Annotated in this window: 20 protein-coding genes; 13 read left to right on the forward strand and 7 right to left on the reverse strand. The window is 72.1% G+C overall.

Going from position 1 to position 24,660, the window contains the following annotated elements; genetic code table 11:
* Positions 1 to 62 precede the first annotated feature (62 nt).
* The 6 genes from KO717_RS02345 (at position 63) to KO717_RS02370 (ending at position 6,440) form a co-directional block, all read left to right on the forward strand.
* Positions 63 to 2,336 carry an MMPL family transporter gene (locus KO717_RS02345; RefSeq protein WP_301364098.1) on the forward strand — a complete coding sequence of 758 codons (2,274 nt, stop codon included), beginning with the start codon at positions 63 to 65 and terminating at the stop codon, positions 2,334 to 2,336.
* Entirely contained in the window at positions 2,333 to 3,052 is a 720-nt protein-coding gene (locus KO717_RS02350) for a DUF2993 domain-containing protein (RefSeq protein ID WP_301364099.1), read from the forward strand. Before KO717_RS02345 ends, KO717_RS02350 begins: the two co-directional genes overlap by 4 nt.
* A 127-nt stretch (positions 3,053 to 3,179) precedes the next feature.
* Positions 3,180 to 3,911, forward strand: a complete 732-nt coding sequence (locus tag KO717_RS02355; RefSeq protein ID WP_301364100.1) for a TetR-like C-terminal domain-containing protein — start codon at positions 3,180 to 3,182, stop codon at positions 3,909 to 3,911.
* 40 nt (positions 3,912 to 3,951) lie between these two features.
* Positions 3,952 to 5,103, forward strand: a complete 1,152-nt coding sequence (locus KO717_RS02360; protein ID WP_301364101.1) for an MAB_1171c family putative transporter — start codon at positions 3,952 to 3,954, stop codon at positions 5,101 to 5,103.
* A gap of 297 nt (positions 5,104 to 5,400) precedes the next feature.
* The gene (locus KO717_RS02365; protein WP_301364102.1) at positions 5,401 to 5,865 is read left to right on the forward strand and encodes a helix-turn-helix domain-containing protein; all 465 of its coding nucleotides are present in this window, start codon (positions 5,401 to 5,403) and stop codon (positions 5,863 to 5,865) included.
* Entirely contained in the window at positions 5,862 to 6,440 is a 579-nt protein-coding gene (locus tag KO717_RS02370) for a toxin (protein ID WP_301364103.1), read from the forward strand. The genes KO717_RS02365 and KO717_RS02370 overlap by 4 nt, the downstream gene beginning before the upstream one ends.
* Before the next feature lie 10 nt (positions 6,441 to 6,450).
* Here KO717_RS02370 and KO717_RS02375 read toward each other — a convergent pair whose 3' ends face one another.
* A complete protein-coding gene (locus tag KO717_RS02375; protein WP_301364104.1) occupies positions 6,451 to 9,825 on the reverse strand; it encodes an aminotransferase class I/II-fold pyridoxal phosphate-dependent enzyme in 3,375 nt (1,124 codons plus the stop codon).
* 10 nt (positions 9,826 to 9,835) lie between these two features.
* The gene (locus tag KO717_RS02380) at positions 9,836 to 10,786 is read right to left on the reverse strand and encodes an NAD-dependent epimerase/dehydratase family protein (protein ID WP_301364105.1); all 951 of its coding nucleotides are present in this window, start codon (positions 10,784 to 10,786) and stop codon (positions 9,836 to 9,838) included.
* 91 nt (positions 10,787 to 10,877) lie between these two features.
* On the opposite strand from KO717_RS02380, the gene KO717_RS02385 reads away from it, so the two are divergent.
* From KO717_RS02385 to KO717_RS02405, 5 genes are all read left to right on the forward strand, one after another.
* Positions 10,878 to 11,849, forward strand: a complete 972-nt coding sequence (locus KO717_RS02385) for a cyclase family protein (protein WP_301364106.1) — start codon at positions 10,878 to 10,880, stop codon at positions 11,847 to 11,849.
* Positions 11,850 to 11,955: 106 nt separating this feature from the next.
* The gene (locus KO717_RS02390) at positions 11,956 to 14,775 is read left to right on the forward strand and encodes a SpoIIE family protein phosphatase (protein ID WP_301364107.1); all 2,820 of its coding nucleotides are present in this window, start codon (positions 11,956 to 11,958) and stop codon (positions 14,773 to 14,775) included.
* Between the two features lie 133 nt (positions 14,776 to 14,908).
* Complete coding sequence (locus tag KO717_RS02395) at positions 14,909 to 16,459, forward strand: sugar ABC transporter ATP-binding protein (protein WP_301364108.1); 1,551 nt, start codon at positions 14,909 to 14,911, stop codon at positions 16,457 to 16,459.
* On the forward strand, positions 16,456 to 17,532 hold the full coding sequence (locus KO717_RS02400) for an ABC transporter permease (protein WP_301364109.1): 1,077 nt from the start codon (positions 16,456 to 16,458) through the stop codon (positions 17,530 to 17,532). Before KO717_RS02395 ends, KO717_RS02400 begins: the two co-directional genes overlap by 4 nt.
* An 87-nt stretch (positions 17,533 to 17,619) precedes the next feature.
* On the forward strand, positions 17,620 to 18,720 hold the full coding sequence (locus tag KO717_RS02405) for a substrate-binding domain-containing protein (RefSeq protein WP_301374339.1): 1,101 nt from the start codon (positions 17,620 to 17,622) through the stop codon (positions 18,718 to 18,720).
* Positions 18,721 to 18,787: 67 nt separating this feature from the next.
* Here the strand turns inward: KO717_RS02405 and KO717_RS02410 are convergent, their stop codons facing one another.
* The 3 genes from KO717_RS02410 to KO717_RS02420 form a co-directional block, all read right to left on the reverse strand.
* Positions 18,788 to 19,525 carry an NPP1 family protein gene (locus KO717_RS02410; RefSeq protein ID WP_301374340.1) on the reverse strand — a complete coding sequence of 246 codons (738 nt, stop codon included), beginning with the start codon at positions 19,523 to 19,525 and terminating at the stop codon, positions 18,788 to 18,790.
* A 223-nt stretch (positions 19,526 to 19,748) separates the two neighbouring features.
* Positions 19,749 to 20,363 (reverse strand): hypothetical protein, encoded by a 615-nt coding sequence (locus KO717_RS02415; protein WP_301364110.1) that lies wholly within the window; start codon positions 20,361 to 20,363, stop codon positions 19,749 to 19,751.
* Positions 20,364 to 20,523: 160 nt separating this feature from the next.
* Positions 20,524 to 21,198 (reverse strand): TetR/AcrR family transcriptional regulator, encoded by a 675-nt coding sequence (locus KO717_RS02420; protein ID WP_301364111.1) that lies wholly within the window; start codon positions 21,196 to 21,198, stop codon positions 20,524 to 20,526.
* A 173-nt stretch (positions 21,199 to 21,371) separates the two neighbouring features.
* Here KO717_RS02420 and KO717_RS02425 point away from each other — a divergent pair, with 173 nt between their 5' ends.
* Positions 21,372 to 22,490, forward strand: coding sequence for a serine hydrolase domain-containing protein (locus tag KO717_RS02425; RefSeq protein ID WP_301364112.1), 1,119 nt, complete (start codon positions 21,372 to 21,374; stop codon positions 22,488 to 22,490).
* 265 nt (positions 22,491 to 22,755) lie between these two features.
* Here KO717_RS02425 and KO717_RS02430 read toward each other — a convergent pair whose 3' ends face one another.
* Positions 22,756 to 23,616, reverse strand: coding sequence for an SDR family NAD(P)-dependent oxidoreductase (locus tag KO717_RS02430; RefSeq protein ID WP_301364113.1), 861 nt, complete (start codon positions 23,614 to 23,616; stop codon positions 22,756 to 22,758).
* Between the two features lie 87 nt (positions 23,617 to 23,703).
* On the opposite strand from KO717_RS02430, the gene KO717_RS02435 reads away from it, so the two are divergent.
* Positions 23,704 to 24,186 carry a MarR family winged helix-turn-helix transcriptional regulator gene (locus tag KO717_RS02435; protein ID WP_301364114.1) on the forward strand — a complete coding sequence of 161 codons (483 nt, stop codon included), beginning with the start codon at positions 23,704 to 23,706 and terminating at the stop codon, positions 24,184 to 24,186.
* Positions 24,187 to 24,221: 35 nt separating this feature from the next.
* Here the strand turns inward: KO717_RS02435 and KO717_RS02440 are convergent, their stop codons facing one another.
* Positions 24,222 to 24,629, reverse strand: a complete 408-nt coding sequence (locus tag KO717_RS02440) for a DUF3224 domain-containing protein (protein WP_301364115.1) — start codon at positions 24,627 to 24,629, stop codon at positions 24,222 to 24,224.
* Positions 24,630 to 24,660: the final 31 nt, after the last annotated feature.

Consider the following 24,660-nt stretch of genomic DNA (forward strand, 5'->3'; position numbering starts at 1 on the left):
CCTTACATTCCCCGAACAATGCACCCACGCCCCCCTTACACACACCGCGCACAGTGGCCCCCATGAACACTGAATCGGCCGGGGGGCCGGGGCTCCTCCACCGGAGCGGGCGCTGGTGCGCCCGGCACGCCTGGCGCGTCGTCGCCCTGTGGGTACTGGCACTGGTCGGCCTCGGGCTCGCCAACCAGACCTGGGGCGGTACCTACGCGGACAGCTTCTCCCTCCCCGGCACCAGCACCCAGACCGGCGCCGACCTGCTGACGGCCCACACCACCGGGTCCGGCGGCACGGCCTCCGCCATCGTGATCACCACCGACAAGGGTGCGGTCACCGATCACAAGGCGGCGATCGACGCGGCCGTCGCCGACCTGGGCCGGCTCCCGGACGTCCTGTCGGTGGCCGACCCGCTCACCACCCCCGGGGCGGTCTCGGCGGACGGCGGGACCGCCCAGGTGACCGTCCGCTTCGACGGCAATCCGGCGAGCTTCGACCCCTCCTACCTCGCCGGGGTGGACGCCGCCGTCGAGCCGCTGCGCGCCGACGACGTCACCGTCGAGTACGGGGCCCCGCTCGGCCAGCTGGCCACCCCCAAGTCCGCCGACCGCGCCTCCGAGGCGATCGGTCTGGCCGTCGCCGTGCTCGTCCTGCTGATCGGCTTCGGCAGCGTCGCCGCCACCGGCCTGCCCCTGGTGACGGCCGTGATCGGCCTGACCGTGAGCCTGGCCGGGCTCGGACTGCTCGCCGGTCATTTCAGCTTCGCGCAGGCCGCCCCGACCCTGGCCGCGATGATGGGCCTCGGCGTCGGCATCGACTACGCGCTCTTCCTCGCCACCCGCTACCGGGCCCTGCTGCACGCCGGAACCGAACCCGCCGAGGCGGTCGGCCGTACGGTCGCCACCAGCGGCCGGGCCGTGCTGGTCGCCGCCGCCACCGTGGCCATGGCCCTGGGCGGACTGTGCGCTTCCGGCGTGGGCTTCATCGGCGCCCTCGGTGTCGCCGCCGGACTCAGCGTCCTGGTGGCCGCCGCCGCGTCCGTGACCCTGACTCCCGCCCTGCTGGGTCTGCTCGGCCGGCGCATCGACCGCCTCCACGTCCGCCGGCCCGTCGCCGAACCCACCGGTGAGGCGGACGTCTGGCACCGCTGGGCCGTCAGGGTGAGCCGCCGCCCGTGGCTGTTCCTGGTCGGCGGCCTGCTCGTACTCGGCGTACTCGCGGTCCCCGTCGCGTCCATGCAGCTCGGCCACGTCGACGCCGGAGCCCAGGCCACCAGCCGGACCGACCGCCGCGCCTACGATCTGATCACCGAGGGCTTCGGCCCCGGCGCCAACGGCCCGCTCACCGTAGTCACCCACCTCGACAGCCGGCACGCCGAGAACGAGAGCCTGCGCCAGGACCTGGCGGCCTCGCTCCGGCGCGATCTGGCCTCCGTACCGGGCGTCGCCTCCGTCACTCCCCCGGTGCCCAGCCCCGACCACGCCCTGCTCATCACCACGGTCGTGCCGACCACCGGCCCGCAGGACGCGGCCACCGCGGACCTGATCCACACCTTGCAGGACGAGACGGTGCCTCACACCCTCTCGGGCACGGGGGCCACGGGCTACCTCACGGGCACGGCCACCGCCGCCCAGACCTTCACCGACACCCTCTCCGCCAAACTGCCCCTGATCATCGCCGTGGTCGTCGCCGCCGCGTTCCTGCTGCTGCTCACCGTCTTCCGCAGCCCGCTGGTGGCGCTCAAGGCCGCCGTGCTCAACCTCTTCTCCATCGCCGCCGCCTACGGCGTGGTCGTCGCGGTCTTCCAATGGGGCTGGGGCGGCGCGCTGTTCGGCGTCACCGAGAAGGTGCCCGTCGAGTCCTACGTACCGATGATGATGTTCGCCATCGTCTTCGGACTCTCCATGGACTACGAGGTCTTCCTGCTCTCCCGGATCCGCGAGATCTGGCTGCAGCACGAGGACAACCACCTGGCCGTCGCCACCGGCCTCGCCGCCACCGCCCGTGTCATCACCTGCGCGGCGCTGATCATGACCAGCGTGTTCCTGGCCTTCCTGCTCTCGACGAACGTCGCCGTCAAGATGCTCGCGCTGGGCCTCGGCGTCAGCGTCATCATCGACGCCACCGTGGTCCGCCTGCTCCTGGTGCCCGCGTCCATGTACCTGTTCGGGCGCGCCAACTGGTGGCTCCCCGGCTGGCTGGACCGGCTCCTGCCGCACCTCGACCCGGAAGGGCCCGCCGCCGGGCCGGAGCCCCTGGCCGGACCGGATCCCGCATCGGGTCCCGCATCGGCTCCCGGAACCACACCCGATCTCGCACCCGCCCGAGGAGAACGGCGATGAAGCGCCCCCTGACGAGGATCCGGGCCGCCCTGCGCCGCCGTACCGTCCTCACGATCACCGTCGCCGCGGTCCTGCTGGCCGTCGTCGCCACCGGCGCGGCCGAGTACATCGTCCGCCACCGCATCCAGAGCCGTGTCGCGCAGGCGGCTCCGGGCCTCGGTGACGACGTGGCGGTCGGTGTCGCCGGCGGCTGGGCCCTGTGGGACCTGGCGCACGAGAGCATCCCCCGGCTCGACATCAGCAGCGACGACGCCCGGGTCGGGCGGCTCTCGCAGGTCCGCGTCCGGGCCCGGCTGGACGACGTCCGCCTCGGCGGGACGACCACGGTCGGCGGCACCCACGCGGACGTGACGGTCTCCACGCAGTCCCTCGCCGCCGCGATCCGCGACGCCGTACCGTCCGTGGCGGTGTCCGCGGTCACCACCGATCCCGCGAAGGGGACGGTCCTCGCGGACGTCGGCCCGGGCGGGCTCGGGCGGCTGACGCTGCGTCCGGTCCTCGCGGACGGCAAGGTCACCCTCGCCGTCGACGGGCTCACCCTGTTCGGCCGCTCCGTCCCCACCGACCGGCTCGGAATCGGTGCCGGCGGCTTCGGACCGCAGGCGGGCGCGCCGAAGGAGTACCCGCTCGGGCTCGCGGCCACCTCGGCCGAGGTCCGGCCGGACGGCCTGCACGTTTCCCTGACGGGCGGCCCCAGTACCGTGTCCGGCGTCTGACGCCCACCGCTCGACCGCATTCGCCCGGAACGTTCCGTACCCGCCCGGTGGCCGGATCACACCGCATGACCAGGGCGTTCGAAAGACCGTACGCACGGCCGCAGTTGCCGGCGGGTACGGTTCCGGCATGGATGTTTCCGCAATCAGTTCGACCGAGGACGACGACATCACCCCGGCGGTGGTGATCAAGGACATCGCGCGCCAGCAGCTGGTGAAGCGGGGCGCCGCCGGGCTGTCCCTGGAAGCCGTGGCACGCGACAGCGGCCTGCCCGTCGCCGATGTCGAAGCCGCCTTCCCGCACCGCGACGATCTGCTGACCGCACTGGTCATCGACGCCTACGACGCGTCCGGCGAGGCGATGGAAGGGGCCGACGGCGCCGCCACGGCGGCCGGTGCGTCCGCAGGCGCACGGCTCCTCGCGGTCACCCGCGCGCTGCGGCAGTGGTCCTTCGCCAACCCCGCCGAGTTCACCCTGATCTACGGCTCACCCGTGCCCGGCTACCACGCCCCGCAGGACACGGTCCCGTCGGCCTCGCGCACTCCGGCCGTCCTCGCCGCCATCGTGCGCTCCGCACTGGAGGCCGGTGAACTCACCCCGCCCCGGCGGCAGGTGCCCGGCCCGCCGCTGCTCCTGCCGGAGGCCGTGCAGCTCTTCGGCGGCACGCCCGAGGCCCCCTTCTCGGACATCATCGAGCGCGGCATCGTCCTGTGGAGCAATCTGATCGGCCTCCTGGTGTTCCAGGTCTTCAGCCGTACCCACGACAGCGTCCGGGACGAGGCCACGTTCTTCGACTACGCCATCGCCGTGGCCGCCGAGAGCATCGGCCTCGTGGTCCCCCCGGCCGAGAACACCGACTGACCCGCCCGCCGCCCGCGCGGCACCGGCAGAAAACCAGGACGTGAACACCACCAGAACCCTCTGCTTCGTCATAGCGGCGCTCTCCTCGTACGCGGCGCTCGTCTACCGGCTGTGCCAGGCCCGGCGCAGCTGGAAGGACGGCGCGTACCGCACGCTGATCGCCACTCTGCTCCTCCAGTGCCTCACCTTCACCATGGGAGCCCTGGCCATGGGGGGCGGGCCCCTGCTGGGAGTCGGCAACCTCGCCGTCCTCCTCATGCACCTGTCGGCGGTCGCCTTCTGCGTCAGCGCGCAGATCATCCTGCTGCGGTGGGCCGAGGCGGACGAGGAGGCCGCACGCAGGACGCGCTACTGGCTGATCACCGGTATCGCCCTCGACGTACTGCTGGCGGCCCTCTTCTTCCTCGCCGACGGCACCGGCCGGCCCGCCTCGGACTTCGACGGCACCGGCGAGCCGCTGCTGCTCACCTATCTCCTGGCGTTCATCGTCTCGCAGGCGATCCCGTGCGTCACGATCTACCTCCAGTGCGGGCCGTACGCCCGGATGACCGACAACGCCTCGCTGCGGCAGGCCCTGCGGCTGCTCTCGGTGACCGCGGTCGTCCTGTTCCTCTACTGCCTCGCCAGGACCGTCAACATCCTCACGGCGGCGGGCGGTGTCGACATCGGCGTCTGGAAGGTGGCCGCCTCGGTCTTCAGCGCGGCGGGCATCGTCATGCTGTCGCTCAGCCTGACCAACTCCTCCTGGGGTCCGGCGGCGACCCGGCTCCTGGAGTGGGCCCGCACGTACCGGTCGTACCGGGCGCTCTACCCGTTGTGGCGGGACCTGTACGAGTCCTCCCCGGACATCGCCCTGGAGCCGCCCGGCGCATCGGTGTCCGACCTCGACTACCGCCTTCACCGCCGGGTCGTCGAAATACGGGACGGGTGGCGGGACTTGCGTCCGTACATCGACCGCGCCGCGGGAGAGGGTCACGATCCGGCCAAGGAGGGAAGCGCGGAATCACGGCAGGCCTTCACCGAAGCTGCACAGATCAAGCGCGCCTTGCAGGCAAAACTGACCCACACGGTGCCCCGGAACAACAAGGACGCCGGCGACTTCGACGACCGTGACACGAACAACTTCGCGGCAGAGCTGGCATGGCTCACCCAAGTGGCAGCCGCCTACAGTAAGCTCGGCAAGGCGAGTTGAGAACTCCCGCCCGGTTTGCATCCCCCGTCAAACCGGGCGGGTATCCCGTTTCCGCCGCTCTCGCGGCGGCCGGACGGGTTGCTCCCGCCCGTACTGGCCCGGCCCATCCCCCGAGGGCCGGGCCAGTCCGATGTCACCGGCGACCAACGTGCGTCCCCCGTGAGCGCAAGTTAGCTGCCAGCTATCGGCTGGACCCCACGTTCGCCGAGTCCTGGTCAATTGTCAACTGACAGCTAATCTGTGAAACTGACGTATAGCTGAGGGCTATACCGACAGGCGACGGGAGGATGGTTCACCATGACCGGGACCGAGAACGACACCGAGAACGGGAGTGAGGAACGCCCCCTTCTCGCGAAGCGCCTCGACGACCTGTTCCGAACGGTCCGCCCCAAGGGCAAGCACTGGACCAACGCCGAGGTCGCGGACGAGCTGAAGCGGGTCAACCCCGAACTCAAGGTCGGGGGTGTGTATCTGTCGCAGCTGCGGACGGGGAAGCGCTCCAACCCGTCACCCGACCTGCTGTCCGCCCTGGCCCGTTTCTTCGGGGTCTCGGTCGCCTACTTCTTCGACGACAAGGTCGCCGAGTCCGTGCTCGGCGAGCTCGCCGCCATCGAGGCACTGCGCCAGTCCGGCGTGCGCGCCGTGGCGATGCGGGCCGCGGGGATGAAGAAGGAGAACCTCCAGGCCATCACGGCCATCATGGACCAGTACCGGCAGATGCAGGGCCTGCCGCCCGTCGCCGACGCCTCCGAGTCGCCATGAGGGGCGCCCGCAAGGAGCGGGCGGCCGACCACGAGCGCCGCAGCCGGCTCAAGAAGCTCCGGAAGGCCGGCGCGCAGCGGATCGCCGAACTCGATCTGCCGGCGGCGGCCGACGTGGCCGAGCTGTGCCGCCATCTCGGCGAGGTCCGCGACCGTCCGATCACGCTGGTCCCGATGCAGATGCCCTCGTCGCATCCGTGCGGCATGTGGGTGGCCGCTCGCGACGAGGACCTCATCTTCTACGACGCCAACACCACCGGCGCGCATCAGGAGCACATCATCTTGCACGAGCTGGGCCACATCATCTGCTGCCATCGCGGTGCGGGCGGGCTGGACGAGGCGGCCGCCCGCCTCCTCTTCCCCAACCTCGACCCCGAACTCGTTCGCGACATGCTCCTGCGGGCGACCTACGACGACGTCCAGGAGCAGGAGGCGGAGATCATCGCCTACCTCCTGTCCCAGCGGATCGGCGACGCCGATCAGCGGCACACCGCGGCGCCTGCCGCCGCGGCGGGCGAGGACGGCAATCCCGCCAGGAGCGCCACGCTCAGCCGCATCGAACGCACCCTGATCTGAGATGGATCATTTATCGCCCGGCAGCGGCTGCCGCCACCTCTTCGGCCAGGATCGACACGGCCCGCCGGATGTCGTCCGCGCGGTGTTCGCTGGTGACGAAGAAGCGCAGTCTCGACAGCCCTTCCTCCACGGCGGGGTGGAAGATCGGGTCCGCGACGACGCCCCGGGCGAACAGCCCGTCCGCGACGCGCAGGGTCCTCGCCGAGTCGCCGAGGATGCACGACACGATGGGGGTGCCCGCGCTGGAGCCCGTCGCCAGGCCGGCCTCGGCGGCGAGCCGGAGGAAGAGCTCGGAGTTCCGTCTGAGGGCACGCACCCGCTGCGGCTGCGCGGTGAGCAGCTCGGTGGCGGCCAGCGCGGCGGCCGCGTTGGCCGGGGTCAGGCCGACGCTGTAGACGAAGCCGGGGAGCGTGTGGCGCAGCCAGCGCACCATCCGGGCCGAGCCGCCGAGGTAACCGCCGCAGCTGGCGAAGGACTTGGAGAGGGTGCCCATCCACAGGTCCACGTCGGACCGGTCGACGCCGTAGAACTCGCCCACTCCCCTGCCGTGTTCGCCGACGGTGCCGATGCTGTGGGCCTCGTCGACCATCAGCAGGGCGCCGTAGCGCTTCTTCAGCTCGATCACGGCCGGCAGGTCGACGAGGTCGCCGTCCATGCTGTAGGCGCCCTCGACGGCGATCAGCACCCGCCGGAACCGGGGCCTGTTGAGCTGCAGCATGTGCTCCAGCTGCCGCATGTCGTTGTGGGCGAAGGGGCGTCGCGCCGCCCCGGACAGGGCGCAGCCCTGCAGGATGCTGTCGTGGGCGAGCGCGTCGTGCACCACGAGGTCCTCGGGGCCGACGAGGTGCCCTATGGCGGTGACGTTCGTGGCGTGGCCGCTCACCAGGGTCAGGCAGTCGCCGACGCCGAGGAAGTCGGTCAGCGCCCGCTCCAGCCGTACGGTCAGGTCCCGTTCGCCGGAGAGCACGCGGCTCGCGGAGACCGAGGTGCCGTACCGGTCCACCGCCCGGTGCACGGCTTCGTCGACCGCCGGATGGCCGGAGAGCCCCAGGTAGTTGTAGCTGCCGAAGGACAGCAGGGTGCGGCCCCCGATGACGGTCGTGTCGCGGATGTTGCCCTCGTGGACCCGGAAGTACGGGTTGGCCGCGCCGCTGTCGGTGATCCGGCCGAGGCGCTGCTCGAACTCGCCCACTTCCGGGAACGCGTCGATGGAGGCCGTCCTGGCGTCCCATACGGGCTCCGGCTGCGGGGCCGGTCCGGCGGGGGCCGCCGTACGCGTGCGGTCCGCAGCGGTGTGCGTATCCGTGTCCGGGTCCACGAGTTCGATCAGCCGGCCGACGGTGAGTCCGGGCGAGAACAGCTCCTCGGACCGGAACCCCGGTATCCGTTTGGTGATGTTGATCGCGAGCTCCTGCAGCATCAGGGAGTCGAATCCGAGGTCGGTCACCAGGGTCAGGTGCCCGCTCAGCTCGGCGAGCGGAAAGACACCGGTCCGCGAGACCTCTTCGAGCACGAGGGAGGCCGCGGATGCGCCGCCGGGGAGCGACACGGTCGCGGGTGTCGCGGGTGTCGCGGGTGTGGCCTCGGCGGGATCCGGGACCTCGCGCGCCGAGTCGTCCACGACCCAGTGGCGGCGCGGGGCCAGCGGGCTCGGCGGCAGGGTGCACGGGGGCGTCCGCACCGTTGCGGGCGGCCGGGGCACGGCGTCGGTGGCCGTGTGCCCGGCGAGCTCCTGCGTACGGCCGGCCTCGACGGCGGCGGCCGCCGCCGTCAGCCGGGCGATGGCGTCGGCGGAGTCCCGGGCCATCAGGGTGAGGTGCTGGGTGAGGGGTGTGCGGCGGGCCAGGGTGTCCGCCACCGAGGCCAGCGGGGGCCGGTCGTCGGTGAGGGTCTCCGCGAGCTCCCGGGCGTAGCGGGCCAGTCCGTCCCGGTCCCGCGCGCTGAGGGCCAGTACGTACGGTCCGCCGGCCGGCGCCGCAGGCGCTGCCGGTCCGGTCGGGGCCGTGGTGCATTCCTCCACCACCAGGTGCACGCCGGTACCGCCGAAGCCGAAGGCACTGACCCCCGCCCGGCGCGGACCCGCGCGGTCCGGCCACGGCGTCGGGGCTGTCGCCACGGTCAGCCGAGCGGCGTCGAAGCCGGAACGATCGGCCAGGTCGCACTCCGGCTGCGGGGGTATCACGCCCCGCTGCACGGCCAGGACCGACTTGATGAGCCCCGCGATCCCCGCGGAGTTCAGCGAGTGTCCGACCACCGCCTTCACGGCGCCGAGGTAGGCGGGTTCGGAGCGCTCACCGCGCAGTTCGCGCAGGACACCGAGCTCGACGGGGTCGCCGACCGTGGTTCCGGTGCCGTGCGCCTCCAGGTAGCCCACCGCGTCCGGGGAGAGCCCCGCGTCCCGGTAGGCCCGGCGCAGGGTGCGGAGCTGGCCGGCCGCCTGGGGGTGCATACCGCCCTGCACGGTCCCGTCGTTGGCCGTTCCCACACCGCGGATCACGGCGTAGACCCGGTCGCCCGCCGCCAGTGCGTCGGACAGGGGCCGCAGCACCAGGACCCCGGCTCCCTCGCCGAGGACGAAGCCGTCGGCCTGCGCGCCGAAGGGCAGACAGCGGCCGCTGCGCGAGATGGCGCCGATCCGGCACAGCCCGACCAGCAGGTCGGGGGTGAGTATCAGTTGGGCGCCGCCCGCGAGGGCGATGCGGGAGCGGCCCGCGCGCAGAGCGTGCACGGCGTTGGCCACGGCCATGAGTCCGCCCGAGCAGGCCGAGTCCAGAGCGTAGCTCTCGCCGTGCAGGTCGAAGACCGAGCTGATGGTGTTGGGGCCCATGTTGAGCAGGAGCCCGGCCACGGAGGTGCCGTTGAGTCCGTCGACGGCCCGCACCGACTCCAGCAGGCGGGGGTCGCCGGGCCGCGCACCGAACTCGCCACCGGCCAGCTGGCGCATCCGGATCTGCAGGGTGCTGAGTTCGCGGTAGCCGCCCTCGGTGAGCGCCGTGATCACCGAGGTCTCCTCGCGGTCGAAGCCGTCGGCCTCCCACCCGGCGTCCTGGATGGCCTCGCGGGCGAGGTCGATCAGCAGCCGGGCCTGCGGGTCCATCGCCCGGGCCCGCCGCGGCGGGATGCCGTAGTGGGCCGCGTCGAAGTGACCCACGTCCGGCAGCAGCGCCATGGTGTCCGTGTACGCCGACGAGGTGTCGCGGAAGTTGTCGCTCGTGAAGGCCGAGGTGCGCCACCGCGAGTCCGGGATCGTCCCGAACTGTGCCTGCGGGGCCGTCAGCAGCCGCCAGTATTGGTTCACATTGCGCGCGCCCGGGAACCGGCACGCCATCCCCACGACGGCGATGTCCTCCCGCCCCGGTCTCCGGGCGTCCTCCATGTGGTTCATCCCTGTCCTGTCACCCCTGACGTTCGCTGGTCGCGAGTCGTTCGCGCCACCATTCCAACGTCGCCTTGACCTGCTCGTCTACGGGGGTGGACCGTACCGCGAACGCCGCCTCGTAGGCGCTCGAATTCAGGACGAACGGACGGTCGAACTGGTAGCGGATCTCCTTCAGTTCGCGGATCAGCGGGGAGAAGAGCGATGCCACGCCGACCACGGCCGACGGGAGCCCGCGCACGGCGACCGGTCCCGTCCCCGCCTGGGCGCAGAGCCGCCCGACCATCTCCCGTACGGACCGCGCGGGCTGGGTCGGGACGTGCCAGGCGCGTCCCCAGGCGCGCTCCTCGTCCGCGACCTCGGCCAGCGTCCGTGCGACATCGGGGAGATAGGTCCAGCTGTGCGGGGCGTCCGGGTCCCCCAGCGTGGTGACCGGCCTGCCGCGCAGCAGCGGCGGCACGACCCGCGCGGCCAGGTGGCCGCCATCGGTGACGCCGGGTCCGAAGAAGTCCGAGGCGCGTACCTCGACCGCCCTGATCCGGCCCTGCTCGTGCAGTGTCCGCGCCTGTTCCCAGACCGCGGCGCGGACCCGCCCCTTGGTGCCGGTGGCCGCGAGCGGCAGTTCCTCGGTCAGGGGGCCGTCCACGGGGCCGTAGCCGTAGAGGTTCCCCAGCATGACCAGTACGGCCCCGGTCGCCTCGGCCGCGGCGCAGAGCGACGAGGCCAGCGGCGGCCAGTCGCCCGCCCAGCGGTGGTAGGGGGGTGCGGCGCAGCTGTGGATCGCGGCCGCGCCCCGCGCGGCTTCGGCCAGTTGCCGGGTGTCGGTCGCGTCGAGCGCGACGTGTTCGATCCCGGGTTCCGGGCTCCGGCCCGATCTGGTGACCACCCTTACGGTACGGCCCTGTTCGGCGAGGAGCCGGGCGGTGGCGGCGCCGGCGGGACCAAAACCTATGACGAGATGAAAGCTCACGCGCGCACACTAGCGCGAGCGACCGGCACCCCCTTGCGCGGAGAACGTCTCCCGGCCAGCGCCGGGGGGCGAACCGCCGGACACTGGGGACATGAGCGGCAACCCCACCGACGCCCCCGCCGGTGTCCCCGCCGACGGGCCGGCGAACGGGCCCGCCGTCTCCCGCCAGGAGTTCGACGCGCTGTTCGCGTCGGTCCGTACGTGGGGCCGGTGGGCGGCGGCCGACCGCGGGGCCTGGAACCGGGTGACGGCGGAGCATGCGCGCAGGGCCGCCGCCACGGTCCGGGACGGGACGGTCGTCCCGATGGCACGGCCCTGGGACACCCGCCCCGGCCCGGACAACGCGAGGCCCGCACTGCACTACATGTCCGACCTCGGCGACGTGCAGGTCCCGGAGCCGTCCGTCCACAAGGACTTCCTGGCCGCGGACTACCACGGCAAGAGCGTGACGCACCTCGACGCACTGTCGCACGTCGCCTACCGAGGGCAACTGTACGACGGGCGGGCGGCGCGCGAGTGCGTCGATGCGGCGGGTGCCCACTTCGGCGCGGTGTCGGCGCTCGGCCCGCTGGTCACCAGGGGCGTCCTGGTCGACCTGCCCGCCGTCCTCGGGGTCGAATGGCTCGAACCGGGCCGTGCGGTGCACGCCCGGGACCTCGTCGCCGCGGAGGAGGCCCTCGGGGTGACCGTCGGGGACGGCGACGCCGTCCTGCTGCGCTCCGGGGCCCTGCGCCGGCGCCGGGAGCTCGGCCCCTGGAACCCCGACACGGCGAGCGCGGGCTGGCACGTGCACGCCGTACCGCTGCTGGTCGAGCGCGCCGTCGCGCTGCTGGGCGGTGACGGGGACAGCGACGTACGGCCCTCGCCGGTCGAAGGACTGCACTCCCCCGTCCACGCGCTCGCCGTCACGGCGATGGGGGTGCCGCTGCTGGACAACCTCGACCTCGAACCGCTCTCGGCCGCGTGCGCCGAAGCGGGCCGTTACGCGTTCCTGCTCGTCGTGGCACCGCTGAACGTCCCCGGCGGAACCGGCTCACCCGTCAATCCGGTCGCGGTCCTGTGACGCGGGCACGCGCTGATCACTTCGCTCCCACACCTCATTGCCGAAATGTGAGGAATATACTCAAATCTGGCGATCGAGGGTGCTCCGGTGAGGGGAAGTGATGCACATGGGGGCCGTCGGAGACCGCATCGGCCCCGTGCGGTTCCGTGACCGATTCCTGCAGGGCGAGTCGGTCGAGGGGAGCGTGAGAAGTCCGATCCTGAGCTCGTGGCAGCGCAGTCGGCTCCTGGGGTTGTCGCCGGAGCAGTCCGAGCTGCCGTTCCAGGAGGGCTTCGATCCGGACGGTCCGCTGCTGCGCGCCGCCGAACCCGTACTCGACCGGCTCCAGAGCATTTTCGCGGGCAGCCGCACCAACATCTGCCTCGCCGACGGTCACGGCACGGTGCTCGCCCGCCGCTTCGGCGAGAAATCCATGCTCAAGCAGCTCGCCCCGATCCAGATCCTCCCCGGCTTCGTGTTCGCCGAGCAGGTGGCCGGTACGAACGGCATCGGCCTCACCCTCGCGGAGAGGCGGCTGTGCCAGGTCTACGGCGCCGAGCACTTCGCCGAGCGTTCCCAGTCGAGCGCCTGCACCGCGATCCCGCTGCGCGACCAGCTCAGCGGGCACATCCAGGGCGTCCTGTGCCTCGGCTATCCCTACACCGACGCGGACCCGGCGCTGATCCCCGTGGTGCGCAAGGCGGCCGAAGCCATCGAGCGAAGGCTGATGGACCAGAGTTCGGCGCGCGAGCACGGTCTGCTGCAGGCCTATCTCGACACCGCGAGCCTGGCTCTGAGCAGCGAGCACGGCCTCGACGGGCACCCGGTGGCGATGGCCGACTTCCTCCAGAGCGAGCTGGAGCAGAGCGACCAGGCGACCCTCAAGGAGAAGGCCACGGAGCTGATGTCCGGGGACCGGCGGGCCGCCGCCGAAGTGCCCCTGTCCCGCGGCCGGTGGGTCACGCTGGTCAGCCACCCCGTGACGAGCGCCGCCGGGGTGGAGGGGGTCGTCGTCGAGGCACTGCTCCCCGAGGACTCGGAGCGGCACGCCCCGGCCCCCACCCACCCCCAGCCGCACGCCCCCGCCGGGGTGCCGCCCGTGTTCCGTCCTCACGTCACCCCCGGTCCGCCGCCGGCGACGGTCCGCGCACGCGGCGCACCGGGCACCGAAGGCCCCGCCGCGGAGGCCGCCGCGGCGCCCGCCGCCGGCCCCGCCCAGGGCCGGGTCAGAGGGCTGGTGCTGGTGGGCGAGCCCGAGGTGGGCAAGTACGCCGTCGCGGCACGCCGGCGCCTGGAGTTGCTGGCCGAGGCCAGCAACCGCATCGGCACCACGCTGGACGTGAGCCGCACCGCCTGGGAGCTCGCCGAGACGGCCGTCCCGAGGTTGGCCGATTTCGTCACCATCGACCTGCCCGGAGGCGTACTGCTCGGGGAGGACTCCCCCCATCCCACCACCGAGATGCAGCGCACGGTGGTCCACGGCATCCGTGAGGACTGCCCCTTCTACCCGGTCGGCGCGCAGATCAGCCTGCGGCCCACCACGCCCCACATGCGCTGCATCGCCACCCGGCAGCCGGTGCTCGAACAGGATCTGCGGGCCGCCTTCGGCTGGATCGCCCAGGACCCCCGGCACGCCGAACGGCTCCTCGCCCACAACATCCACTCCCTCATCACGGTCCCCCTGCTCGCCCGTGGCGCCGTCCTCGGCGTCGCGAGCTTCTACCGCTCGCAGGACCCGGCCCCCTACGGGGACGACGACCGCTCGCTGGCGCAGGAGCTCGCCGCCCGCGCCTCCCTCTGCATCGACAACGCCCGCCGCTACACCCGCGAACACACCCTCGCCCTGTCCCTGCAGCGCAGCCTGCTCCCCCGCGACCTCCCCGAGCAGAGCGCCGTCGAGGTCGCCCACCGCTATCTGCCCGCCGAGTCGGGTGTGGGCGGCGACTGGTTCGACGTCATCCCCCTGTCCGGGGCCCGGGTCGCCCTCCTCGTCGGCGATGTCGTCGGCCACGGACTGCACGCCGCCGCCACCATGGGCCGCCTGCGCACCGCCGCCCGTAACTTCGCCGAGCTGGAGCTGGCCCCCGACGAGCTCCTCACCCACCTGGACAACCTGATGGTGCGCCTCGACCGGGAGGAGGGCGCGGACGGTCCCGGCTCCGGCAGCACCGGCATCGTCGGCGCCACCTGCCTGTACGCCATCTACGACCCCACCTCCCAGCAGTGCACGATGGCCCGCGCCGGCCACCCTCCGCCCGCGCTGGTCCGGCCCGACGGCACCGTGTCCCTCCTCGACCTGCCCGCCGGTCCCCCGCTCGGCCTCGGCGGCCTGCCCTTCGAGTCGGCCGAGATCCGGCTCCCCGAGCACAGCCAGCTCGTCCTCTACACCGACGGGCTCATCGAGGACCGCCACCGCGACATCGACGTGGCCCTCGACGCCCTGAACCGGGCGCTGGCCCACCCGGACCGGGCCCCGGAGGAGACCTGCCAGGCCGTCCTCGACGCCGTCGCACCCGAGCACCCCGACGACGACATCGCGCTCCTCGTCGCCCGCACCCGCGCCGTACCCGCGGACCGGATCGCCACCTGGGAGCTGGCCGCCGATCCGGCCCTCGTCTCCGAGGTCCGCGCCGCTTCCGTGAGCCAGCTGAACCGGTGGGGACTGGAGGAGTCCGCGTTCGCCACGGAACTCCTGCTCAGCGAGCTGGTCACGAACGCCGTCCGGTACGGGACCGCGCCGATCCGGGTCCGTCTCATCCACGACCGCAACCTGATCTGCGAGGTGCACGACGCCAGCAGCAGCGCCCCGCGCATGCGCCAGTCGGCGACCACCGACGAGGGCGGCCGCGGCCTGTTCCTCGTCGCGCAGCTCGCCCAGTCCTGGGGCACCCGCTACACCACCGACGGCAAGGTCATCTGGGCCGAGTGCACCCTGGCCGCCGCTTGACCCCCGAACCCCGCGGTCGTTCCGCCATTGGGGGCAGACAGCGTGGCGATATGCCAGGAATAACCCTCTGTATCCCCGTAGAGTGCCCCGTACCCGTCGGGAAGAACTCGGAGGCCGACCCCCGGAGAAGTCTGTGCACGACGCTCCCGACACCTGGGCGAGCCCACCCTCGCAGTCCGGTGCCGCACCACTCGTCCGCCTGCGCGGCCTGAGCAAGCGGTTCGGCGGCACGCTCGCCCTGGACTCGGTCGACCTCGACATCCGGCGCGGCAGCGTCCTCGCCCTGCTCGGCCCCAACGGAGCCGGAAAGTCCACCCTCATCAAGGTGCTCGCCGGGGTGCACCGGGCCGACACGGGCGAGGTCACGGTGGCCGGCCATCCCCTCGGCAGTCACGCCGCGACCCGGAACATGTCCTTCATCCACCAGGACCTCGGGCTCGTCCCGTGGATGACGGTGGCCGAGAACGTCGCCCTGGGCACCGGCTACTCCCGCCGCCGCGGACTGATCTCCTGGCGGCGGACCCGGGAGCGCTGCGACGAGGCCCTGCGGATCGTCGCCGGGCACCTGGACGCCGACGCCCGGATCGCCCGCCTCGGTCCCGCCGAGCGCTCGCTCGTCGCCATCGCCCGCGCCCTCGCCACCCGGGCCGAGCTCCTCGTGCTCGACGAGCCGACCGCCACCCTCCCCGCCGCCGACTGCGCGCGGCTCTTCGACGTACTGCACACCCTGCGTGACCGCGGCCACGGCATCCTCTACGTCAGCCACCGGCTCGACGAGGTCTACCGGGTCGCCGACACCTTCGCCGTCCTGCGGGACGGTCGGCTGGTCGACCGGGGCCCGCTCGCCGGTCACAGCCCGGACCGGCTGGTGCGCGCGATCGTGGGTCACGCACCGGCCGGACGGACGCCGGGCACTCCCCCGGCCGCGGGCGCACCCCTGCTGAGCCTCGCCGGGGTGCGGACGGTGTCCACCGGAGAGGTCAGCCTGGACCTGCGCGCCGGTGAGATCCTCGGCATGGTGGGCCTGACCGGCGCAGGCCACATGGAGCTGGGCCGCGCCCTCGCCGGCGCCCGGCCGATCCTCGGCGGGCAGGTGCTGCTCGACGGCCGGCCCTACCACCCGCGTACGGTCCACTCCGCACTCGAATCCGGCGTCGGCTTCGTGGCGGCCAACCGTCAGGAGGAGGGCTGCGCCGCCGACCTGACCGTGCGGGAGAACTTCCTGGCGAATCCGCGCGCTACGGGCGCCCCCGCGGTGCACTGGATCGGCCCCCGCCGCGAGCGCGCCGAGGCCACCGCCCTCATCGACCGGTTCTCGGTGCACCCCCGCGACAGCGAGGTGCCGATCGCCACCCTGTCCGGTGGCAACCAGCAGAAGGTCATGGTCGGCCGCTGGCTCCGGGGACACCTGCGCCTGCTCGTCCTGGAGGAGCCGACCGCCGGGGTGGACGTCGGGGCCAAGGCGACCATCCACCGGCTGCTCGACGACGCACTGGCCTCGGGCCTGGCGGTCCTGCTCATCTCCACCGATTTCGAAGAGGTTGCGGACGTGTGCCATCGCGCTCTGGTGTTCGTCCGCGGGAGCGTGAGCACCGAGCTGACCGGTGCGGCCCTCACGGTCGCCGAACTCACCCGGACCGCCTCGGCCATGCCCGCGATCACCGGACCCACGACGGACCGATGACCATGCCCCCTTCCCCTTCGCCCTCGCCTTCATCCTCGCCTTCGTCCTCGTCCTCGTCCCCGTCCTCGTCCTCGTCCCCGTCCTCGCCTCCGCCGCGGTCCCCGCTGGACCACCTGCGGGGTCACCACATCGGCGCCTACGGCCTGCTGGCCCTCGCCGTCCTGCTCTTCCTCGTCTTCTCCCTCGTCCTGCCGGACACCTTCCCCACCCGGGACAACGTCTCCTCGATCCTGTCCAACCAGTCGATCCCGGCCATCCTGGCCCTCGGCGCGACCATCCCCATCGCCACCGGCAAGTTCGACCTGTCCATGGGTTACGGCCTCGGCCTGGCCCATGTGATGGTGATGCAGCTCATCGTCGACACGGGCTGGCCCTGGCCGCTCGCCTGTCTCACCGTGGTCCTCGGCGGGGCCCTGGTCGGCGTCCTCAACGGCGTCATCGTCGAGTACGTGCGCATCGACTCCTTCATCGCCACGCTCGGCACCGGCAGCATGATGTACGCCGTCACCGGCTGGATCACCGACGGCTCCCGGATCGTCCCCGGCCCGGACGGCCTGCCCGCCGCCTTCACCGGCCTCTACGACTCCCGCTTCCTCGGTCTGCCGCTGCCCGCCTACTACGTCCTGGCCCTCGCGGCCGCGCTCTGGGTGGTCCTGGAACGGCTGCCGCTCGGCCGGTACATGTACGTCATCGGCTCCAGCCGGCGCACCGCCGACATCATCGGCATCCCCAGCCACCGGTACTCCGTCTACGCCTTCGCCGGATCGGGCCTGGTCACCGGCCTCGCCGGGGTCCTCCTCGCCGCCCAGCAGCAGACCGGCAACCCGAGCGTCGGGCTGGACTACCTGCTGCCCGCCTTCGTCGGCGCCCTGCTCGGGTCCACGACGATCAAACCCGGCCGCGTCAACGCCCTCGGCACCGTCGTGGCGGTCGCCGTCCTCGCCATCGGCCTCGCCGGCATCGGCCAGCTCGGCGCCGACTTCTGGGCCACACCGCTGTTCAACGGGGCCACCCTGCTCATCGCCGTCGGCCTGGCCGGCTACTCAGCCCGCCGCCGGCTGCGCACCCCCTAGAAACGTTCGTACGCGCACCGCGTCAGGAGCACCGTGTACCCGAAGCGCTCGCACTCGCACCGCAGGACCACCCGTACGACCGCGGCCCTGCTGGCAGCGGCCGCCGCCCTCGTCGCCGGCTGCGGGAGCGGCGGCCCCTCCACCGGCGCCGCGCCGCCCAAGGCCGGTTGCCCCACCGCCCTCGCGAGCGCCGCGGCGGCCGTCGCGCGGGCCGAGAAGGCCGACACCGCCTGGCACGGCCCCACCACCGGCCCCGCGGCGGTCCCCGGCAAGTCGATCGTCTACGTCGCGCAGACCATGACCAACCCCGGTGTCGCGGGCGTCGCGAAGGGCGTCGAGGAGGCCGCGAAGGCCATCGGCTGGCAGGTCCGGGTGATCGACGGGGACGGCACCCCGGCCGGCATCCAGGCGGCGCTCAGCCAGGCGATCACCCTGCGGCCCTCGGGCATCGTCATCGGCGGCTTCGATCCCCAGCTGACCTCGCAGCAGATGGCGCGGGCCGAAGCGGCGCACATCCCGGTGATCGGCTGGCACGCGGTGGGCTCCCCCGGCCCGAGCGAGAGACCGAAGCTGTTCACCAACGTCACCACCAAGGTGGAGGACGTGGCGAGGATCAGCGCGGACTGGATCATCGCCCGGTCCGCGGGTGATGCCGGGGTCGTCCTCTTCACCGACGACTCGATCCCGTTCGCGAAGAACAAGGCCGAGCTGATCCGCGAGGAGCTCGCCACCTGTTCCGGTGTACGGCTCCTGAGCTACGAGAACATCCCCATCCCCGACGCCGCGAGCCGCACCCCGCAGGCGGTCTCCTCGCTGCTCTCCCGCTTCCAGGACGACTGGACGTACTCCGCCGCCATCAACGACCTCTACTTCGCGGACGCGGCCCCGGCCCTGCGCGCGGCGGGCAGGCCCGGCTCCGGGCCGCCCCTCAACATCGGCGCCGGCGACGGCGACCCCTCCGCCTTCCAGCGGATCAACAGCGAGCAGTTCCAGGCCGCCACCGTGCCCGAGCCGCTGAACCAGCAGGGCTGGCAGATCATCGACGAGTTCAACCGCGCCTTCGCCGGCCGGCCGGCCAGCGGCTACGTGGCCCCCGTGCACATCGCCACGGCCGACAACAGCGACGGCGCCACGTCCTGGGACCCGTCCGGTTACCGCGAGGGGTACCGCAGGATCTGGGCGGGCTGACGGCAGGCGTCGCCACCGGCGCCGGTCCCGCGCATCGCGAGGCCGGTGGCGGTGGCGGTGGCGGCGGCTACTGGTACGGGTCGAAGGGGATGCCGGCCGGCTTGGCCTCCGCCAGGTGGTTGGCGAAGGAGTCGTCCCTCAGGCCGAAGTGCGCGCTGCCGAAATCGGCCTGGGTGAGCTTTTCGCGCACGGTCGCCGGGTAGCCCGACCACCCCACGAGCGTGGGGAACTGCCAGGTGCCGCGGTGGTTCTCGGGCGGCTCGTCGTTGGTGTTCGCCGCGCGGAAGCAATGCGTGCCGATGCCGTCCTTGTGGTAGACGATCTTGGGGTGGTTGCCGTCCCAGCGGATCTGGTCGCGCGCGTGGATGTTGAAGTCCCCGTGGGCGGAGGTCGCGACGTACTTGGCCTCGTTGCCCTGGATCCACACGACCACGTGCTCCCAGTCGTGGCGGTGGCCGCCGAGCTCGATGCCGGGAAGGGCCTGGTCCTTCTCGAAGTACAGCGCGTAAATGACGGCGCACCAGCCGTTGTTGCACTTCCAGCGGGAGTAGCCGTTGGTGTTGGCGAGGTCCGAGGCGTCCCGGCAGCTGCCGTTGAGGGCGCCGGTGGGTTTGAGTCCGCCGTTGAGGACCCCGCTCGAACTGATGGCGGGCGTCGGATAGCAGCCGTCGGTGTCGTAGTCGTAGGCGGGCTGGTAGGTCAGCTCGATCGCTTCGGCTCGGCCGGGGAGCGCCGGGGGCGGCGCCGCGAAGGCCACCTGAGGAACGGCGACGACCACCGCGAGGGCGGCACCGACGACCACCATCGATCTCCGGATGTGACGGTTCGTCCGCAAAACAGACCTCCTGGCCGACCGGGTGCGAGGGGGGCAGCGCGTCACGACGGAACAAACCGCCGACCGACACGCCGCGAGCATCATTCGCGAACCGGGGCGACACGGCAAGAGGCCGGACAGACTCCGTTCCTTGCGCACCGAAGAGCCAGGAAAGCCTGGTGCGCAAGGAAATTGACGGATTGTCAGAGATGAGTCACGCGACAGGCGGACGGATCCCGCCGGAGCCGTGGCGTTCGGCGAGCAGCCGCTTGCGGTGGCCTCTGCGGCGGAAGGCGGTGACGAGGACGATGACGGCGCAGACGACGATTCCGAGGACGGGGAGAGCGATGGCCAGTACCAGCCAGCCGGCAAACGCGAAAACGGCTCCGGAGTCCCCGATGGCGTACGCGGAGAGCGCCTGGGACGAGCAGGTGACCTCGTACTCGCCTGCTCGTGTCACGTCGATGGTGTAGAGCGGATTCCAGGTCTCGTCACGGGTGAGGAACACGTCGATTCCGGGATCGGTGAGAGCGGGGTCGCCCGGCCCGGTGATGCGGCACTCCGGGGCGGCGGGTCCGCCGAATTCCTCGTCCCTGATCCAGATGGCTTTCTCGCTCCCCGGCTCCAGCCGAAGGGTGACGGTGTCGCCGTTGGCGAACTGATGGCCGGTGTCCACCGAGTCGATCGCACTGTTGAACCGGTACACACCGATGACCACACCCAGGACGAGCAGTACGACGGCGATCGCGGTCGCCGTGGCATACCAATGACGGCCGGGCCGGAGTTCGTTCGCCGGTATCTGCGGCGGCGGGAAGGGCTGCATCGGCACACCCTAGATCGTCTGTCCGGCCGGCGAGCCGCCGGGTCCTGCCCGGCGGATCATGCGACCGGTTCACCGCCGGCTCGTCGGCACGGTCACGAGGCGGGGGATCCGACGGACGAGGACAGGGCCCGGCCGGAGCCGGCGCCGCCTCCGGCCTCGCTCACGATCAGCCGGACACCCCTCGGCCCGGGCCGGCCACGGCCTCGATGTGGGCGAGTTGGGCGGCGAGGATCTCTTCGAACGCGGCACGGCGATCCACCCCGAGGGGGCGGACGTCGCGGGCGAAGTGGGCCAGGGCCGGGAAGCGTTCGGGGTCGGCTCCCAGAACCGCCACGCGGAACAGCTCCATGCCCTGTTCGCGCTCTTCCGGGGTGACGGTGCTGACCCCTGCCTCGGAGGCGATCAGTGCGGCGAGGAGGACCGCGAGCCGGTGGTAGCACGCCGGGATCTCCGCGTCGGGCAGCCCCGACGCGCGCAGGGCCTGCAGCACCTCTTCCATGACCAGCCGGGAACCGGTGCCGCTCGATGCATGGCGTCCCCAGACCGCGGCGAGCTGGGGCTGCTGACCGAAGGCCTCTCTCGCGCGCAGGGCCAAGGCCGTGATGCGCTGCTTCCAGTCGCCCTCGGGGCGGTACCCGTCCATCGCGGCCAGGAGGATCCGGTCGGCGACCGCGCGCAGCAGTTCGGTCTTGCTGCGGAAGTGCCGGTAGAGGCTGGAGGAATCGGTCCCGAGGGCCGCGGCCAGCTTGCGCACGCTGAACGAATCCGCGTCGCTCGTGCGCAGCAGCTCCGCCGCCGCATCCAGGATCTCTTCGGTCGCCCAACGCCTTCGGCCTGCCATCTTGCTCCTCTCGCCGGATCTCATCCTAGCGGTGCACTTGGTGTTGCACGCACCGCGTGCATAATGAGGACATGAGCGTGCCGGCCGGGCCGGCACGCCACTCGTGCCCTGTTGGTCCGGGTCGGGCGGGCGATGCGGAGCTCACCCCCGGGGAACACGAAAGGACGCATGACGTGAAGAACCCACTGGATGGCGCGGCGCTGGACGCGGCCATCGAAAACGTCCACCGCGCCGGGATGCCGGGCCTGTTCGCCGAGGTGCGGGACGGCGACCGGGTCTGGCGCGGCGCCGCGGGGGTCGCCGATGTCACCACCGGCCGTCCCGTCACCGCCGACATGCGGCACCGCGTCGGCAGCATCACCAAGACCTTCACCGCCGCCGCGGTCCTGCAGCAGGTCGAGAGTGGTCGGATCGGTCTCGACACACCGATCGGCCGCTACCTGCCGGGGCTGGTCCCGGGGGAACGCGGTGCCGCGATCACGGTCCGGATGCTCATCAACCACACCAGCGGCCTCGCCGAGTACCTCCCGTACGCCTACCCCTCCCTCAAGGCGTTCCCCGCGCTCGCGGACACCGGCCCCCAGAGCCTGGACGACCACCGGTTCACGCGTTTCGACCCCACCGAACTCATCGGGATGGGGGTCACCGCACCGCCCGTCGGCACCCCGGGCGGCCTGCCGGGCGTGTACTCCAACACCAACTACCTGCTCCTCGTCCAGCTCCTGGAACAGGTGACCGGCACCACGGCCGAGCGGTACATCACCCGGAACGTCATCGAGCGCGCCGGGCTCCGGGACACCGAACTCCCCGCCGGACCGTACGTCGACGGGCCGCACTCACAGCTCTACGAGGCCTGGTTCGGCATGATCGACCCGCCCCGCGACTACAGCGTCTACGACATGTCATGGGTGGGGCCGTCGGCCTCGCTGATATCGACCGTCGCGGACCTCAACCGTTTCTACGGCGCACTGCTCGCCGGGGAGATCGTCGGCCCGTCGTCGCTGGCGCAGATGCAGCGCACGGTCCCGGTCGTTTCCCAGGAGGGAAGGACGATCGACTACGGCCTCGGCCTGCACCCGATGGAGGGTCCCGGTCAGGGCGTCTTCTGGGGCCATGGCGGCACGGTCTGGGGTGGTGGGGCGCTGGCCATGACCCGCGCCGACGGCCGGCGGCGGATGGCGGTGGCGGTGAACCTGCAGAGGTGGAACAGGCTCGACCCCTCCGGCGTGCCGCAGCCCCATCCCATCGACGGCGCGCTCGCGGCCCTGTACCGCCTGGCGATGTACGGCTGACCGGGACGGGGCTCAGCCGAGGGTGTTCATCAGGATGATGGCCAGGAGATCCAGGAGGATGACGGCGACGACGACGCCGATCGTGAACCAGGCCCTGCGCGATTCGTCCATGCCTGCGAGTCACCTCCCGACCCGGGCGGGCCGCCGCGCGCGGTCCCGGGGACCGCGCGGCGACCTCGTCCACCTCCGGTCATCATGACCCGGTTTCGGGCGGAGCACAGGTCGGGGCCCCGCCCCCCCTCTCGGCCGGGACGCCCACGACAGGTCAGGCGACCCAGGTTCCGGTCATGCCGACGACCGCCGAGCCGTCCTGGTCGGCCAGCTTGGTCCCCGTGAAGTCACGCGCCCACTGCGAGGTCTGGATACGGAAGGCGGGCCGGTCGGCGGTGAGCGCCTCCATGACGGACTCGGCCGCGCCGGCCGGGGTCTGCGCGCCGTTGAGGAACTGGCCGACCGTCCGCTCGACGTAGTGGCGCAGCGCGTCGGAGTACGGGCCGGCCGCGGCGATCCGCGCCTCGAGGTCGAGGCCGATGTTGTTCACGAACTCCGTCGCCACGGCGCCGGGCTCGATGACGGACACGCTCACACCGACGGCGCCCGCGACGGGGGCCAGGCTCTCCATGTACCCCTCCACGGCGAACTTCGCTGCGCAGTAGGCCTCGTTGAAGGGCTGGCCGACGACGCCGCCGACGCTGGTGACCGTGATCAGGCGGCCGCCGGTGGCGCGCAGGTGCGGCAGCGCGGCCTTGGAGACGTTCAGTACGCCGAAGAAGTTGACCTCCATGACCTCACGGACGTCGGCGACGGATTCGAGCTCCAGGGTGCCCACGTGCCCGGCGCCGGCGTTGTTGACGACGGCGTCCAGCCGGCCGTAGTCGGCGACGACGCCGTCCACGGCGGCGGCGACGGAGGCCTCGTCGACGACGTCGAGCTGTCGGATGTCGAGCTCGACGCCCGCCTCGACGGCGGCCTTGCGCAGGGCGTCGGCGCGGCCGGTGTCGCGCAGGGTGGCGACCGTGCGCCAGCCGGCCTGAGCGGCGGCGATCGCGGCGGCCAGGCCGATGCCGGAGGAGGTGCCGGTGATCAGGACGGTGCGGTCGGAGGTGGCGGCGGAGGAGGTCGACATGGCAGGGCCTTTCGGAGGGGGGATTTATGTGCGTGCACACACACTATAAAATTATGTGCGTGCACACGCAAGCTCTAGACTGCCGACATGCCGAAGAAGCTCACCGAAGCCGAGATGCCGGCGGCCGACTACGCCTTCTACGGGCTGGTGTGGGCCGGGACGGTCATGACCGATCGCGTCGACCGGGCCCTGGTCAAGGCCCATGACCTCCCCGTGTCCTGGTTCGAGGTCATGCTGTGGCTGGCCTCCAGCCCCGAGCCGGTGCCCGCCTCCGTACTCGGCAACAGCACCCTGCTCAGCCGCAGCCAGGTCTCCCGCGTCGTGGACGCCCTGCAGACCCGGGGCCTGGTGACCCGCACACCGTCGGCGCGCGACGCCCGGTCGGTGGAGGTCTCCCTCACCGAGGCGGGCCGTACGGTGTTCGCCGAGGCGGACGCCACCCGGCGCGAAGCCCTGGCCCCGGTCTTCACCGAGCTCCTCGACGAGCGGGACCTGGAAGCGCTGGGCACCGTGTGGCGCAAGCTCAAGGCCGCGAAGGCGGCGCAGGCCGGGCAGGAGCGCGCCAGGTAGTCCCGCCCGGGAAGGCCACCATCCACCTGACGCACTCAGCCGAGCTGGTAGTCGAACCAGATCCGGTGGGTACCGTCCGCATCGACCGCCATGCCCCCGGCACCCGCGATTCCCGCCAGTGCGCCGGTGCCGCTGGAGGGCACGATGGTGAAGAACTCCGCGGTGCGGTCGCTGCCGGACGTGGTCGCCGAGTGCACGAAGTTGAAGGACCCGTCCCGGCCGTTCAACGAGCCCTCGAAGGACTCCATCGCGACATAGGTGCCGACGCCGGTCCCCTGGTCGAACGCGGCGGTGAACAGGGTCGCGGAACGGCCGGCCACCTCACCCTCGAACGACTTCTCCATGGTCGCGACACCGACGGGGAGTCCGGTGGGGACGGCAGGCTCCGGCTTCAGCCCGGTCGGGACGAACGCTTCGACGGTGAACGTTCCAGTAGCTCTCATGGACCGACCGTAGCGGTGGGCACCGACAACG

The sequence above is a fragment of the Streptomyces xanthophaeus genome (assembly GCF_030440515.1).
GTDB classification, from domain to species: Bacteria; Actinomycetota; Actinomycetes; order Streptomycetales; family Streptomycetaceae; genus Streptomyces; species Streptomyces kutzneri.

Bases quoted from the DNA above. Each gene is read 5' to 3' on its own strand.
- KO717_RS02345 (WP_301364098.1), top strand. From the start codon at position 63: ATGAACACTGAATCGGCCGGGGGGCCGGGGCTCCTCCACCGGAGCGGG.
- KO717_RS02350 (WP_301364099.1), top strand. From the start codon at position 2,333: ATGAAGCGCCCCCTGACGAGGATCCGGGCCGCCCTGCGCCGCCGTACC.
- KO717_RS02355 (WP_301364100.1), top strand. From the start codon at position 3,180: ATGGATGTTTCCGCAATCAGTTCGACCGAGGACGACGACATCACCCCG.
- KO717_RS02365 (WP_301364102.1), top strand. From the start codon at position 5,401: ATGACCGGGACCGAGAACGACACCGAGAACGGGAGTGAGGAACGCCCC.
- KO717_RS02370 (WP_301364103.1), top strand. From the start codon at position 5,862: ATGAGGGGCGCCCGCAAGGAGCGGGCGGCCGACCACGAGCGCCGCAGC.
- KO717_RS02375 (WP_301364104.1), bottom strand. From the start codon at position 9,825: ATGAACCACATGGAGGACGCCCGGAGACCGGGGCGGGAGGACATCGCC.
- KO717_RS02385 (WP_301364106.1), top strand. From the start codon at position 10,878: ATGAGCGGCAACCCCACCGACGCCCCCGCCGGTGTCCCCGCCGACGGG.
- KO717_RS02390 (WP_301364107.1), top strand. From the start codon at position 11,956: ATGGGGGCCGTCGGAGACCGCATCGGCCCCGTGCGGTTCCGTGACCGA.
- KO717_RS02400 (WP_301364109.1), top strand. From the start codon at position 16,456: ATGACCATGCCCCCTTCCCCTTCGCCCTCGCCTTCATCCTCGCCTTCG.
- KO717_RS02410 (WP_301374340.1), bottom strand. From the start codon at position 19,525: ATGGTGGTCGTCGGTGCCGCCCTCGCGGTGGTCGTCGCCGTTCCTCAG.
- KO717_RS02420 (WP_301364111.1), bottom strand. From the start codon at position 21,198: ATGGCAGGCCGAAGGCGTTGGGCGACCGAAGAGATCCTGGATGCGGCG.
- KO717_RS02430 (WP_301364113.1), bottom strand. From the start codon at position 23,616: ATGTCGACCTCCTCCGCCGCCACCTCCGACCGCACCGTCCTGATCACC.
- KO717_RS02435 (WP_301364114.1), top strand. From the start codon at position 23,704: ATGCCGAAGAAGCTCACCGAAGCCGAGATGCCGGCGGCCGACTACGCC.
- KO717_RS02440 (WP_301364115.1), bottom strand. From the start codon at position 24,629: ATGAGAGCTACTGGAACGTTCACCGTCGAAGCGTTCGTCCCGACCGGG.